The organism is Neisseria dentiae (genome assembly GCF_014055005.1).
GTDB lineage: Bacteria > Pseudomonadota > Gammaproteobacteria > Burkholderiales > Neisseriaceae > Neisseria > Neisseria dentiae.
Map to the genome: position 1 here is coordinate 2253742 of NZ_CP059570.1, position 13563 is coordinate 2267304.

Below are 13563 nucleotides of genomic sequence, written 5' to 3' on the forward strand. Positions count from 1 at the left end.
GTTGGTTCGGACGTTTAATCGTCTTTGCGGCGCACCAGCAGCACCGGCACGTCGGATTTGCGCACTACGCCTTCGGCAACGGAACCCATCAGCAGGTGCATCAGGCCGGAAAAGCCGTGTGTGCCCATCACGATTAAGTCGCAGTTTTCCGCTTCGGCCTGCTCGATCAACAAATCGGCTATTTTGTCGCCCGCGCTTTCCATAATCAGGCTGTCGTAGCGCACGCCCGCCGCTTCCAGCTCGGCTTGGCTTTTTTCGAGCACTTTAACGCCGGTGGCCTCCACGGCTTTGCGCAAGGCTGCGGCATCGTTAAAGGTTGGCGCGCCCCAATCAAACTGGGCTACGTCCACCACATGCACGGCCAAAATGGCGGCATCAAGCTGTTTGGCCAGTTGGCAGGCTTCTTTCAGGGCATGCAGGGCTGCTGTGCTGTCGTCTACGGGAACCAGAATACGTTGATACATGATGCACCTCCTCGGTTTGTGGTAACGGTTAGTCTGCTTTTTTGGGGCGGTTTGTGTTTTCAGTTTATATGAGATAGACCGCTACGGGTATTTTAAGTTGCTTGTCCGCAAAGGCCTTTTGCTTTGTATCAAGTTAGCGGCTGTCTGAACATCAGGGCGAACCGGCCGCCGGTTTTCAGACGGCCTGAAACCTTTTGTGGTTCGCTGCCTGCGCTACCGTTTCACCCAGCCCGTGCTCAACGCCCATTCTGCGGGGGAATAGTATTTGGGGCGGTTGGCGGGTATGCCCAAGGTGTCGCGGTACACCACGCGGTGGCGGTCGGCATACCAGTTGGGCACGATGATGTATTGGTGGCGCAAGACGCGGTCGAGCGCGCGGGAGGCGGCCACCAATTCGGCGCGGCTGGTGAAGCTCTCGAAATGTTTGAGCAGGGCCTCTACGGCGGGATGGCACACGCCCGCCCAGTTGCGGCTGCCGTCGGTTTTGGCGGCGGCGCAGCTGAAGTAGTCGAACTGTTCGTTGCCGGGGCTTTCGCTGTTGGCATACACCGTGATGGTCATGTCGAAATCGAAGCTGTTGAGCCGCTTTTGGTAAACGGCGGGGTCGGCCACGCGCACGTTCATCAGCACGCCGATTTTGGCCAAATCGTTGCGCCATTTTGCGGTTACGCGCTCATAGGTTTTGTTGGGGCTGAGAAACTCAATCACCAGCGGCCTGCCCTGCGGGTTGACCAAGATGCCGTTGCGGTAGCGGTAGCCTGCCTGCTCGAGCAGGGCGCGGGCTTTGAGCAGGTTGGGGCGCACGCCGAGCACGGGATCGGTTTTGGGCGGCTCGGGCGCGTTTTGGGTAAACACGGCGGCGGGCAGATGCTGTTTCACGCCGTTGAGCAAGGCCAATTCTGCACCGGCAGGTTTGCCGCGCGCGGCGGTTTCGCCGTTGGTGAAGAAGCTGTTGCTGCGTCGGTAGGTGCTGTAAAACAGGCGTGTGTTGGTGTTTTCAAAATCGAAACTTTCCACTAGCGCCTGCCGCACGCGGATATCGTCGAAAGGCTTGCGGCGCAGGTTCATCACGAAACCCTGCATGCCGGCGGTGTTGTTGTGCCGCCATTCGTGTTTGTGCAGTTTGCGTTTCGACAACACGGCGTCGGGATAAGCGCGCGCCCAGTTGCGGGCGATGTTTTCCTGCACGAAATCGTATTGCCCGCCTTTGATGCCTTCGATGCGCACGCTGTCGTCTTTGTAGTATTTGAAGCGCACGGTGTCGAAGTTATACATGCCTTTGCGCACGGGCAGGTTTTGCGCCCAATAATTTTTGTCGCGCACGAATTCGCTCAGGCGGCCGGCATCGGTTTTGTGCAGGCGGTAGGGGCCGGAGCCGATGGGCGGGGTGTTGGCTGCGGCGGCGAGGCCCTTGGGGTAGCTTTTATGCGAAAACACGGGCAGCTCGCCCAAAGTCATGTGCAGTTCGGCGTTGCGCTTTTTGAAGCGGAACACCGCCGTGCGCGCATCGGGGGTTTCCACGCGCGCCACGTCTGCCCAATAAAAACGGTACATGGGCGCGGCGGCTTTGTCGCGGGTGAGGGTGTTGAACGAGGCGGCCACGTCTTTGGCCAGCACGGGGTCGCCGTTGTGAAAGCGTGCTTTGGGGTTGAGTTTGAAGGTTACGGAAAGACCGTCTGAAGCCGGAGAAATGTCTTCCGCCAGCAAACCATACATGGCAAACGGCTCGTCTTTGCCTTTTTCGGCCAGCGTGTCGAGCGTGAGCATAGCGGTGCCCGCCTCATGGTCGCCTTTGAGCGTGAACGGGTTGAGTGTGTCGAAACCGCCGGGCAGAGGCAGCGTAAACGTGCCGCCTTTGGGCGCATCGGGGTTGACATAATCGAACGATTTGAAGCCGGCAGGGTGCCGCACAGGCTGGCCCAAAGCCAAACCGTGGGCGGCGTGGGCATGGGCGGCGGCGCAAAACAGCAGCAGGGCGGAAAAAGTTTTCATCTCAAAACGCTTAACAAAAAATGCGGGGCTTATTGTAGCCTATCGGCAGAATTGCCCAAACACCGTTTTATAGTCAAATGATTTATTGAGCAGATGATAACAAGCCGAAACCTTTGCAAAATCTGCTCAGGCCGTCTGAAAAGGCCGTCTGAAAACCGGATGCCAGTATTTGTGCGCCGTTTCGCCATGCCGATGTAAGCCCGCCCCAAACCCGAAAAGGTTTATATAAAAAAGCAGCGTTCGCGTCTATAATACGGCCACCCGCCCAACCCGACAGCCGACAAATGAAATTCGCTTTCTTTATCTTATATTTAATTCAGCTGCTGCCGTTTTGCCTGATTCACAAACTGGCCGACTTTGTCGGTTTTTTGGCCTATTACGCCGTCAAACCGCGCCGTAAAGTGGGCGAAACCAATTTGCAGAAATGCTTTCCCGAGTGGAGCGAAGCCGAACGCACCGCCGTGCTGAAACGCCATTTCCAACATATGGCCAAACTGATGTTCGAATACGGCCTTTATTGGTACGCCCCCGCCGAACGCCTGCGCCGCTTCGTGCGCTATCAAGACAAACACCATCTCGACAACGCGCTGGCGGCGGGCGAAAAAGTGATTCTGCTCTACCCCCATTTCACCGCCTTTGAAATGGCCGTTTACACCCTCAACCAAGACGTGCCGCTTACCAGCATGTATTCCCACCAGAAAAACCGGGCGATGGACGAGCAGATTCTCAAAGGCCGCCACCGCTACAACAACGTGTTTTTAATCGGCCGCAACGAAGGATTGCGGGCGATTATCAAACAAATCCGCAAAAGCAGCGCCCCCTTTCTCTATCTGCCCGACCAAGATTTCGGCCGCAACGATTCGATTTTCGTTAACTTTTTCGGCATTCCCACCGCCACCATTGCCGGATTGAGCCGCATCGCAGGTTTAACCGGCGCCAAAGTCATCCCCGCCATCCCCACTCGCGAAGCCGACAACACCGTAACGCTGCGTTTTTATCCCGCCTGGGAAAACTTCCCCACCGAGAGCGCAGAGGCCGACACGCAGCGCATGAACGACTTTATCGAAGCGCGCGCGCGCGAACACCCCGAGCAATATTTCTGGCTGCACAAACGCTTCAAAACCCGCCCCGAAGGCGAGCCGGGCTTTTACGGCTAACGTTTCAGACGGCCTTTACACCATACAAACCGCCTTTCTTAACGTATTAAAGAAAGGCGGCATTTTTTATTGCCGAACACCGGATTACACGCCGCTACCTATTAAGCTTTCGGCATAGCCGATATTGTGCGGCAGCAACACCATCCAAAACAAACCCCTGAAATTCAAACCACTACACTATTGCCGTTGTTGGAAAACAATAATGCGACACCTCAAACCCTGATAATAAATATCCCGAAAACAGCATATTTCCCCAAAAAATATAAAAAACCGCCCGACAACAGCCATAAAGTTCCAAAACCACCCGCCGCCAATCATTCAAAACCCGCATAAAAATCAAAAACTTTGCAATAAGGGCTTGGCAAGATGAAAAAAAGCGGGTAAATTCCGACTACACCCCACTACACGAAATCAATAACGTGTAAACGGTATTCCAAAAATCAAGCGAGAACAAAGGAGTTAACAGAGATGGCAAATTACCAAAACGAAATCAAAGAAGCAGCAGAGCTGAAGCAGCAGATGGGTTCAGGCTGGAGCGCGATTACCCCCGAATACGTTGCCCGTATGCGGCTGCAAAACCGCTTCAAAACAGGCTTGGATATCGCCAAATACACCGCAGCCATTATGCGCCGCGACATGGCCGAATACGATGCAAACCCCGCAAACTACACCCAATCGCTCGGCTGCTGGCACGGTTTTGTCGGCCAGCAAAAACTGATTTCGATTAAAAAACACCAAAAAACCACCAACAAACGCTACCTGTATCTCTCCGGCTGGATGGTGGCCGGCATGCGTTCCGAATTCGGCCCGCTGCCCGACCAATCCATGCACGAAAAAACCAGCGTTCCGGCTTTGATTGAAGAGCTTTACACCTTCCTGAAACAGGCCGACGCCCGCGAACTCGACCTGCTGTTTACCGCGCTGGATGCCGCCCGCGCCGCCGGCGACAAAGCCAAAGAACAGGAAATCCAAAACCAAATCGACAACTTCGAAACCCACGTTGTGCCGATTATCGCCGATATCGACGCCGGCTTCGGCAACGCCGAGGCCACCTATCTCTTGGCCAAGAAAATGATTGAAGCAGGCGCCTGCTGTATCCAAATCGAAAACCAAGTTTCCGATGAAAAACAATGCGGCCACCAAGACGGCAAAGTAACCGTTCCGCACGTTGATTTCCTGGCGAAAATCAATGCCGTCCGCTACGCATTCCTGGAATTGGGCGTGGACGACGGCGTGATCGTCGCCCGCACCGACTCTTTGGGCGCCGGCTTAACCAAACAGATTGCCTACTCATTGCAGCCGGGCGATTTGGGCGACCAATACAACAGCTTCTTAGACGGCGAAGAAATCACCGACCTGAGCCAAATCAAACCGGGCGACGTGATTGTGAACACCAACGGCAAAACCATCAAACCCGTGCGCCTGCCGAGCAACCTGTTCCAGTTCCGCAAAGGCACCGGCATCGACCGCGTGGTGCTCGACTGCGTAACCTCGCTGCAAAACGGCGCCGACCTGCTGTGGATCGAAACCGAAAAACCGCACATCGGCCAAATTAAAGAAATGGTGGATAAAATCCGCGAAACCATTCCGAACGCCAAACTGGTGTATAACAACAGCCCCTCGTTCAACTGGACGCTGAACTTCCGCCAGCAAGTGTTCGATGCATGGCAGCAGGCCGGCAAAGACGTATCTGCCTACGACCGCGCCAAACTGATGAGCGTGGATTACGACGATACCGATTTGGCCAAAGAAGCCGACGAGCGCATCCGCACCTTCCAAAAAGATGCATCTGCCCAAGCCGGCATCTTCCACCACCTGATTACCCTGCCCACTTACCACACCGCCGCCTTGTCAACCGACAATTTGGCCAAAGGCTACTTTGCCGACCAAGGTATGCTGGCTTATGTGAAGGGCGTTCAGCGTGAAGAAATCCGCCAAGGTATCGCCACCGTGAAACACCAAAACATGGCCGGTTCCGACATTGGCGACAACCACAAAGAATACTTTGCCGGCGAAGCCGCACTGAAAGCGGGCGGTAAAGACAACACCATGAACCAATTCTCGTAAGAGACCGTTTCAGACGGCCTCAACGAAAGGCCGTCTGAAACCGACCTCTTTATCTGCATAGAGTTGAGCTGTGCGGATAAAGTGCAGGCGCAAGCCTGTATTGTTTGTGAAGCGTAAATCTCTGATTTGAGGTATTCGGGCAATCCGCAAGGGTTGCCCGCTTTTTTTGTCTGCAAACCGAACAACTTACTGAACCGTATTCTGCGCCAGATACAAAACAGCCCGAGACTTTGCAGAACTGCCTTGAGGCCGCCTGAAATGTTTAAATACCGAGACCTTTGCAAAATACGTTTTAATTCTGAATTTATTTCTGTTTCGTCATACCCGGGCTTGACCCAGGTATCCGTTATTTCTTTTGAAACAAAAGGATAGTCGGGTTAACCCCGGGTATGACGCAGAGATTTTGAGATACTGGAAGGAATTTTGCCAAAGCCAAACCCCGCATCACGGCTTGCGCCCCAGCAGGTAAATCACCGAGCTGACGCCTTGATGGCGGCTGCCTTCGTTCATTTCGCGCAGGCTGTGTTCGGCCACCAGCCATTCCAAACCGTGCAGCGCCTGCTGCATTTCTTCCAGCGTGCCAAGCATGGCGGGGTCGGACGGGCCGCCGGTGCCGCGGCCGATTTGGTCGGGGTGGTAGAACACACCGGCAAACAGGCCGCCGCTTTGCAGTGCGGTTATCATGCGTTGCAGGGTGCGGCTGCGCTCGGGTTCGGCAAAGTGGCAGAATACCGAGGTAATCACGGCATAATGGTCGATCGGTAAATCCATTTCGGAGATGTTGGCCAAGCGGGTGGCAAACCGCACGCCTTTTTGCTGCGCCAGTTTTTGCGCTTTTTCCAGCCCTCTGGCCGACATATCCACACCTTCGGCTTCCAAACCGAGCTGCGCCAGAAAAATGCCGTTGCGCCCTTCGCCGGTGGCCAAATCCAATGCCCTGCCTTGTGCGGGCAGGTAGGGGCGGATGCGGGCGATAAATTCGTTCGGCTCGGTGCCGAACACATATTCTTCGGGCTGGTAGCGTTCATCCCATTTCGACATAGGGTGGCTCCTATCTGAATTATTTGAGATTATTTGAGACCTGTGCAAAATTCTTTTAGGCCGAGACCTTTGCAAAAATACCCTAAATGTCGTCTGAAAACTTAACGCAAATGCACGGGGTCCGGCAACATCTGCTTGTTATTGCAATGGATTATCGGATTAAGCCCGATAATGACGGAATCTCACATTTCAGACGGCCTCAATGGGTTTTGCAAAGGTTTCGGCCTCACGGCACGCCGGCGCGGGCGCTTTCCAACTGCACCACCGCTGCTTGGGTTTGGCCGTCTGAAAGCGTGAAAACAGTGTTTTCCAAGCTGCCGTCGGCAAGCTGGCGGTAGCTGATGCGGTAGTTGCCCGAGGGCAAGTTGAATGCGGTAAAGTCGGCGCGCGGGGGGATATAGATGGTGCGCAGGGCCGTATTGCCGTTTTCGGGGTAAATCTGCGCCAACACGGCGGAGCGGTTGGCCTGATTGTCGATTTTCACCATGCCGTTGCCGGTTTCGGCCAGCACGGGATAGCCTGCCATATATTGGGCGAATTCGGGGTAGCTCGCCGGTGCGGTGTCGGCCCGGGCAACGGGCATATCGGCGGCAGCCTCCCGCTGTTGGCCGGCCAGCCAAAACAGCGCGCCGATTAAGGCGGCGAAAAACAGCAATCCCAACCACAAACGCCGTGCATACAGGGCCTGGGCGAACAGGCCGGGTTCGGGGCTGGGGTTTTTCGGCATGGGCGAAGAAACCGGTTTTTCAGCCGCACCTTGGGCGGCTATCCATTCGTCGTGGGCACGGCGTTGCTCGGGGTCGGAAAGCACGGCATAAGAGCGGTTGACCAAACTCATGATACGCTCGGCATCGGGGTTGTCGCGGTTTTGGTCGGGATGGTATTTTTTGCACAGCGAACGGTAGGCGGCACGGATCACTTCAATCGGCGCATCTTGCGCGACTTTGAGGTTGTCGTAATGGGTGCGTATGCGTTTTGCCATCGTGGCCGCCGTGTTGAATGGAAAACTGCGATTATATTCAATCTTCTGTAAAAATAGGTTTTTCTGCATTATCAGGCCGTCTGAAAAAACTGAACTGCACCCCAAAAATTGGACACCCCCTCCAACTTTAAAAGGTGCAGTTTTCTTATGTCCAAATATAACCTACACTTCAAATACCGAGCCGTACTCCATTACCACCAAGTGCACAGCCAACAGCGCACCGCAGAGCACTTCAACGTCTCACGCACCCACCTGCGCCGTTGGATAGCCGCCTATCGGCAAGGCGGTATTGCCGCACTTCAACACCCGCAGGCTACGTTTATGAAGACTATGAAGACCAACGCAAAAACCCGTTTATCGCCGACAAACCCGACCACGAAAAAACCCAGGCGGAACTGATTGAAGAGTTACGTTACATGAGGGCGGAGAACGACTACCTAAAGCACATGAAAGCCCTCAACGAAAAGAACGCCGCCAAAGCTGCGAAACCGTTCAAACGTTGAGGGCGAAGCACCCGCTGAAATATCTGCTGCATAGTGCCGGCATTCCCAAAAGCAGCTTTCATTACCATATCGGCAAAGCCGATCCCGATGCGGCGGCCAAAACCGCAGTGGGTGAAGTCTATCGCCGACACAAAGGCCGTTACGGTCATCGGCGGATTGCCGCCGTATTGTCGTGGAACAAAAAGAAAGTGCGGCGCATTATGGGTTTGTTGGGACTAAAAGCCAAAGTCCGCAGTAAAAAAACCTACCGTCCGCAAGCAGTAGGAGAGGCTTCGGACAATATTCTCAATCGTGAGTTTACCGCCGACAAACCGGCAGACAAATGGCTGACCGATGTGACGGAGTTTAAATGCACAGACGGGAAGCTGTACTTATCGCCGATATTGGATGAGGCCTTTGTAAAACCGCCGGATGTGGATGCAGTTCAAGGCGTAGCAGCGCAGCGAGTGCAGACATATCACACGATAGGCAAGCGAGCGAGCAGCGCACAACACAGAAATGCGCCGCAGATGGCGGTTTTGCAAAGGTCTCCGATGTGTTTAATCGGGAGATTGTGGCCTATTCTTTAGGCCGCAGAGCAAACAGTAAAATGGTGGCGCAAATGTTGGACCAAGCATTCGGCCGTCTGAAAGGCCAAACGCCGCTGCTGCATTCCGACCAGGGTGTGCTTTACCGCACCGAGGCTTATCGAACGAAATTGGCTGAGAAAGGGATTGTGCAAAGTATGTCGCGCAAAGGCAATTGTTGGGACAATGCGCCGATGGAGAGTTTTTTCGGTACACTGAAAACGGAGAGTTTCTATCAGGAAGGTGCGCTGTCGGTGGCGGAGCTGACAGAGGTAATAGATGATTACATACATTACTACAATCATGAACGGATTAGTTTAAACTTGAAAAAGCTGAGTCCTGTCGGCTACAGAACCCAGCTTGAAAAGGCTGTTTGAGAAAGATTCTTAACTTGTCCAAGTATTGGGGGACAGTTCAAAATTTCAGACGGCCTGATGCCTTTGCAAAAATACCTTCCAATATCTTAAACCCTCTGCGTTATGCTCGGGCTTGACCCAAGCATCTCTTTGTTTCAAGAGAAATCACAGATACCCGGGTTGGGCACAGGTATGACGGGGTAAAAATATTTTTCAGGATAGGGCAGGGTTTTTGCAAAGGTTTCTACCTTACTTTCCTGATTCTTCCTGAATATTCCCGTGTGGCAGCCACACGCTCACTTTCAGGCCGTGGCCGAACTGTTCGGCATCGGCCAGCGTGATGCGGCCGCCGTAGCGTTCGGTGATGGTTTTGGCTATCGACAGCCCCAAACCGCTGCCTTCGGTGCCGCTGCCCAAAATGCGGTAAAACGGGTCGAACACGCGTTCGCGCTCTTCGGGCGCAATGCCGGGGCCGTTGTCTTCCACTTCTATCAGGCAGCCGCCGTTGCGGGCTTTGACGCATACATCAACCCTGCCGTTTTCGGGTGTGTAGGAAATGGCGTTTTCGGTTAGGGTTTTAAGCAGGGTGTAGATTTCGGTTTCGTCGCCGAAAAGCTCGGTTTCGTCGTTGCAGCCTGCGCCCAGATCGATATTTTTGGCTTCGGCCAGCGGGTATAAATCCTGTATCAGCCGCCGGCAGGTGCGGCTGATCTGTATGGTTTGATGCACCCGTTTTTCGTCGGACTGCGCCCTTGCCATCGACAGCAGCTGCTCGAGCAGGCGGCGGTTGCGGCGGATGCCTTCGCGCAAATCGTTAACCAGCTGTACGGTGTCGGCGGGCAGATCGCGGGTGTTCAGGCGCTCGGCCTGAAGCGAGAGTGCGGTCATCGGCGAGCGCAGTTCGTGGGCGGCATCGGCGATAAATCGCTGCTGGCGGTAAACGCCCTCCCCCACGCGCCGCAGCAGGTGGTTGATGGCTTCGGTGAAGCCGTAGATTTCCTGCGGGATATTGGCGGCGGCAAGCGGCGAGAGGTCGTTTTCGTTGCGCGTTTCGGCCTGTTTCGACAATTCGGCCACCGGCCGCAGGGTGGTGTAGATAATCAGCATACTCAACAGCACGGCCACGGGGGCGAGCACCAGCAGGGGCAGCACGGCGTGCCATGCGCTGTCGAACGCTACATCGTCGCGGAATTCGGTTTCCTGAATAAAGGCGAAGCGGCTGCCGTCGGGATAATGGTGGATATAGGCGCGGTAGGGTTTGCCTTTTTGTTTGTCGGTGATGTCGGAAAAGCCTTCGTGCCCGTCTGCGGGCAGGTTGAAGCGGCTGTTGTCGCTCAGGGGCTGGATGTAGATGCGGGTGTCGTTGTCGATTTCGGTGTAGCCGGTATCGCCCGCCAGCTCGTTTTTCTGCGTGAGCATGGCTGCCTGCCTGAGCAGGTCGTCTTGCAGCTCCTGCGCTTCTTCAAACATGGCGTAGAAGGTGGAAATCCCCGAAACCACAGCGGTGAGCAGGATAATCAGCGTGAGAAAAACGGAAAGGCGGGCCTGTATCGAGGGATGGCGGGACATAAAACGGTAAAACCTTTCGGAACGGGTGTGTTCAGACGGCCTGAAACCTTTGCAAGCCGTTAAGGCCGTCTGAAATATTTATATTCCGTCATACCCGGGCTTGACCCGGGTATCTGCTGTTTCTTTTCAAACAACAAGATGCCCGGGTCAAGCCCGAGCATGACGCAAGTGTTTTATGGTGTCAGCAAGAATTTTGCAAGGTCCCGGTAAGTATGTTCAGACGGCCTCACGATATTTTTGCAAAGGCTTTTGGCCGTCTGAAAGCAAACGGGAACCGCGCCGGTTAGTTTTCGCTTTTTTTCGACACCAGCCAGCCGACGCCGCGCACGTTTTTGATGCTGTCGTGGCCGAGTTTTTTGCGCAGGGCGTGAATCAGGTAGTCGATGGCGTTGCTTTCGGGTTCTTCGCCCCAGGCATACACTTTGTCTTCCAAATCGCTGCGCGAAAGTATGGTGCCCGGGTGCAGCATCAGCGCGTGCAGTATGGCGAATTCGCGGTTGGAAAGCGGCACGTTTTCGCCGCTGTCGTGGCGTTTGGCGTAATAGGTGGCGGGGTCGAGCGTGAGCACGCCGTTGTCGAGCGTGTTGACGGCGCTGCCGCCGGTGCGGCGCATTACGGCGCGGATGCGGGCGAGCACTTCCGACATTTCGAAAGGTTTGATGATGTAGTCGTCGGCGCCGTTGTCCAGGCCTTGCAGGCGGCTGGTGATGTCGTCGCGGGCGGTGAGTATTAAAACGGGTAGGGTCAGGCCGCGCGAGCGGATATCTTGCAGCACTTGCAGGCCGTCTTTGTAGGGCAGCCCCAAATCGAGCAATACGGCATCGTAGGGCTGGGCGGCCAGCGTATCGACGGCGGTTTTGCCGTCGCGCACCCAATCGACGGTGTAGCGGCTGTCTTTCAGGCTGCCTTCCACCGCACGGCCAATCATGTTGTCGTCTTCTACCAATAAAATCCTCATGGCTCTTTCCCTTTAACGGCGGCAAACCCAATCATCGCTGCGGCTTGATGATTGGGTTGCATAGCGTGAATCCACTTACTTCGTTACGGCGTTGCTGCGGCTTGCTGCCTTGTACCGAAGTGTGGATTCACTCTATCCGTTGTTGGCCGTCTGAAAAATCAAACCACGGCGGGTTTCAGACGGCCTCTGCATATTGTATCCGTTTGCGGGTTAGTCGTCGTAATCCACAAAAGAATTCAGCACTTTGCCGCTGTCGGCGTCCACAATCACTTTGTGCGGCACATTGTCGGCACCGAGGATATCAACCTTATACACCAGCTGGCCGCGGTTGCTGTCGCGCTCGGCTTCCATCACGCGGCCTTGAACGGTGCTTTGGGCGGCTTGGATGGCGCGCTCCAGCGACACGGCGGCTTTGCGGGCGGGCTTCCATTCGGTTTCGGCTTTGCTGCCGACAACTTTGCCGCTGGCGGCGTCAACATAAACGGTGTGCTCCTGCTGGCCGTTGCGCACTTCCACATGGTAAACGGGCGTGCCGTATTTGCCTTTCAATTGGATTTCGGTGGCTTGGCCGCCGGCCTGTTTCTGAGCGGCGGCAATGGCCTGCGCGGGCGTTACCTGGGTTTGCGCCACGGCGGCGGTTTTCTGCCGGCCATTATCGGCCGAAGCATAACTGTTGAGAGCCAGCAAAGCAGCCAAGCCGGCGGCGGCCAAAGTGTTGAAGCGTGTTTTCATAATCGCACTCCTAAAAAAATATCAAGATAAAAAAGATGGAATCCGCAGTTGCCGGCCTTCCGATACAGCGCATTGTAGAGTGCGATATTTATGCCAAAATTAGGTGCGGTTTAAATTGTGTAAAGGAAAAGGCCGTCTGAAAAACAATATTTTCAGACGGCCTGTTTCTTTATTGCCGCTCAGGCTTACAGATAGAATTTCTCAACCACTTTCAGGTTGTCGTCGAGCTTATACACCAAAGGCTGGCCGGTGGGGATTTCCAGACCCATGATGTCGTCGTCGGAAATGCCTTCGATGTGTTTGGCCAGCGCGCGCAGCGAGTTGCCGTGGGCGGCCACCAGCACGCGTTTTCCGCTCAAAATGGCGGGGGCGATTTGGTCTTCCCAGAAAGGCAGCACGCGCTCGAGGGTAACTTTCAGGTTTTCGCCGTCGGGCACCACGTCGGCCGGCAGGTTGGCGTAGCGGCGGTCGTTGTGGGCCGAAAATTCGTCGCTCGGGTCGAGCAGCGGCGGCAGGGTATCGTAGCTGCGGCGCCAAATGTGCACCTGCTCGTCGCCGTATTTTTCGGCGGTTTGTTTTTTATCCAAACCCTGCAACTGGCCGTAGTGGCGCTCGTTCAAACGCCAGCTTTTCACTTGCGGCACCCACAGCTGGTCGCTCTCTTCCAGCACGATGTTGCAGGTTTTGATGGCGCGGGTTAACACCGAAGTGAAGGCGATGTCAAACAGATAACCCTTCTCTTTCAGCTTTTTGCCCGCTGCGGCGGCCTCGGCCAGCCCCTGCTCGCTCAGTTTCACGTCGCGCCAGCCGGTAAACAGGTTTTTGGCGTTCCATTCGCTTTGTCCGTGGCGGATAAATACTAATTCCATGTGCTTGCTCCAATACGGGTTTTGAAAACCTGCTTTATAACATATTTTGCCGCCGCCGTTGCGCATAGCGGCCGCCGGTTTGACTGATATTAAAGTCTGCCCCGTTCAGACGGCCTTGAGGCCTTTGCAAAACCCCCATCTGCGGCGCATTTCTGCGTTGTGCGCTGCTCGCTCGCTTGCCTAACTCCATGTTATGTCTGCGCTCGCTGCGCTGCTACGCCTTGAACTGCATCCGCATCTGGGGGTTTTGCAAAGGTCTCAGCCTGAACCTTTTTGCCGTGCAGGCCGTCTGAAAATATGTTAGCTT

At 55.0% G+C, this 13563-nt stretch carries 12 protein-coding genes and 3 pseudogenes; 6 read left to right on the forward strand and 9 right to left on the reverse strand.

Going from position 1 to position 13563, the window contains the following annotated elements; all coding sequences use genetic code 11:
• Positions 1-14: 14 nt before the first annotated feature.
• A complete protein-coding gene (locus H3L92_RS10510) occupies positions 15-464 on the reverse strand; it encodes a universal stress protein (protein ID WP_085366078.1) in 450 nt (149 codons plus the stop codon).
• Positions 465-677: 213 nt separating this feature from the next.
• A complete protein-coding gene (locus H3L92_RS10515; RefSeq protein WP_085366077.1) occupies positions 678-2456 on the reverse strand; it encodes an extracellular solute-binding protein in 1779 nt (592 codons plus the stop codon).
• Between the two features lie 284 nt (positions 2457-2740).
• On the opposite strand from H3L92_RS10515, the gene H3L92_RS10520 reads away from it, so the two are divergent.
• Positions 2741-3613 (forward strand): lipid A biosynthesis lauroyl acyltransferase, encoded by an 873-nt coding sequence (locus H3L92_RS10520; protein ID WP_085366076.1) that lies wholly within the window; start codon positions 2741-2743, stop codon positions 3611-3613.
• A gap of 468 nt (positions 3614-4081) precedes the next feature.
• On the forward strand, positions 4082-5680 hold the full coding sequence (locus H3L92_RS10525; protein WP_085366075.1) for an isocitrate lyase: 1599 nt from the start codon (positions 4082-4084) through the stop codon (positions 5678-5680).
• A 444-nt stretch (positions 5681-6124) separates the two neighbouring features.
• Here the strand turns inward: H3L92_RS10525 and H3L92_RS10530 are convergent, their stop codons facing one another.
• A complete protein-coding gene (locus H3L92_RS10530; protein WP_085366074.1) occupies positions 6125-6721 on the reverse strand; it encodes a class I SAM-dependent methyltransferase in 597 nt (198 codons plus the stop codon).
• 226 nt (positions 6722-6947) lie between these two features.
• The gene (locus tag H3L92_RS10535; RefSeq protein WP_085366073.1) at positions 6948-7703 is read right to left on the reverse strand and encodes a J domain-containing protein; all 756 of its coding nucleotides are present in this window, start codon (positions 7701-7703) and stop codon (positions 6948-6950) included.
• 147 nt (positions 7704-7850) lie between these two features.
• Between H3L92_RS10535 and H3L92_RS10540 the strand changes: the two genes are divergently transcribed.
• Positions 7851-8102: a helix-turn-helix domain-containing protein gene (locus H3L92_RS10540; protein ID WP_245945433.1), complete on the forward strand. Its 252-nt coding sequence runs from the start codon at positions 7851-7853 to the stop codon at positions 8100-8102.
• Between the two features lie 211 nt (positions 8103-8313).
• Positions 8314-8436: pseudogene (locus H3L92_RS13750) on the forward strand (IS3 family transposase); the annotation flags it as partial.
• Between the two features lie 115 nt (positions 8437-8551).
• Here the strand turns inward: H3L92_RS13750 and H3L92_RS13420 are convergent.
• A pseudogene (locus H3L92_RS13420) lies at positions 8552-8730 on the reverse strand (lipoprotein signal peptidase).
• A gap of 29 nt (positions 8731-8759) precedes the next feature.
• On the opposite strand from H3L92_RS13420, the gene H3L92_RS10550 reads away from it, so the two are divergent.
• A complete protein-coding gene (locus tag H3L92_RS10550) occupies positions 8760-9149 on the forward strand; it encodes an IS3 family transposase (protein ID WP_182115348.1) in 390 nt (129 codons plus the stop codon).
• 228 nt (positions 9150-9377) lie between these two features.
• Here the strand turns inward: H3L92_RS10550 and H3L92_RS10555 are convergent, their stop codons facing one another.
• The 4 genes from H3L92_RS10555 to H3L92_RS10570 all read right to left on the reverse strand — a co-directional run bounded on the left by H3L92_RS10555 (position 9378) and on the right by H3L92_RS10570 (position 13256).
• A complete protein-coding gene (locus tag H3L92_RS10555; protein ID WP_115336232.1) occupies positions 9378-10697 on the reverse strand; it encodes an ATP-binding protein in 1320 nt (439 codons plus the stop codon).
• 283 nt (positions 10698-10980) lie between these two features.
• Complete coding sequence (locus tag H3L92_RS10560; RefSeq protein WP_085366946.1) at positions 10981-11655, reverse strand: response regulator transcription factor; 675 nt, start codon at positions 11653-11655, stop codon at positions 10981-10983.
• A 210-nt stretch (positions 11656-11865) separates the two neighbouring features.
• Entirely contained in the window at positions 11866-12387 is a 522-nt protein-coding gene (locus H3L92_RS10565) for a PepSY domain-containing protein (RefSeq protein ID WP_085366947.1), read from the reverse strand.
• Between the two features lie 185 nt (positions 12388-12572).
• Positions 12573-13256, reverse strand: coding sequence for a 2,3-diphosphoglycerate-dependent phosphoglycerate mutase (locus H3L92_RS10570; protein WP_085366961.1), 684 nt, complete (start codon positions 13254-13256; stop codon positions 12573-12575).
• 79 nt (positions 13257-13335) lie between these two features.
• On the opposite strand from H3L92_RS10570, the pseudogene H3L92_RS13425 reads away from it, so the two are divergent.
• Positions 13336-13560: pseudogene (locus H3L92_RS13425) on the forward strand (lipoprotein signal peptidase).
• Positions 13561-13563 lie beyond the last annotated feature (3 nt).

What these genes read in the sequence shown, in the direction of transcription:
- H3L92_RS10510 (WP_085366078.1), bottom strand. Translation starts at nt 464, where the DNA reads ATGTATCAACGTATTCTGGTTCCCGTAGACGACAGCACAGCAGCCCTG.
- H3L92_RS10515 (WP_085366077.1), bottom strand. Translation starts at nt 2,456, where the DNA reads ATGAAAACTTTTTCCGCCCTGCTGCTGTTTTGCGCCGCCGCCCATGCC.
- H3L92_RS10520 (WP_085366076.1), top strand. Translation starts at nt 2,741, where the DNA reads ATGAAATTCGCTTTCTTTATCTTATATTTAATTCAGCTGCTGCCGTTT.
- H3L92_RS10525 (WP_085366075.1), top strand. Translation starts at nt 4,082, where the DNA reads ATGGCAAATTACCAAAACGAAATCAAAGAAGCAGCAGAGCTGAAGCAG.
- H3L92_RS10530 (WP_085366074.1), bottom strand. Translation starts at nt 6,721, where the DNA reads ATGTCGAAATGGGATGAACGCTACCAGCCCGAAGAATATGTGTTCGGC.
- H3L92_RS10535 (WP_085366073.1), bottom strand. Translation starts at nt 7,703, where the DNA reads ATGGCAAAACGCATACGCACCCATTACGACAACCTCAAAGTCGCGCAA.
- H3L92_RS10540 (WP_245945433.1), top strand. Translation starts at nt 7,851, where the DNA reads ATGTCCAAATATAACCTACACTTCAAATACCGAGCCGTACTCCATTAC.
- H3L92_RS10555 (WP_115336232.1), bottom strand. Translation starts at nt 10,697, where the DNA reads ATGTCCCGCCATCCCTCGATACAGGCCCGCCTTTCCGTTTTTCTCACG.
- H3L92_RS10560 (WP_085366946.1), bottom strand. Translation starts at nt 11,655, where the DNA reads ATGAGGATTTTATTGGTAGAAGACGACAACATGATTGGCCGTGCGGTG.
- H3L92_RS10565 (WP_085366947.1), bottom strand. Translation starts at nt 12,387, where the DNA reads ATGAAAACACGCTTCAACACTTTGGCCGCCGCCGGCTTGGCTGCTTTG.
- H3L92_RS10570 (WP_085366961.1), bottom strand. Translation starts at nt 13,256, where the DNA reads ATGGAATTAGTATTTATCCGCCACGGACAAAGCGAATGGAACGCCAAA.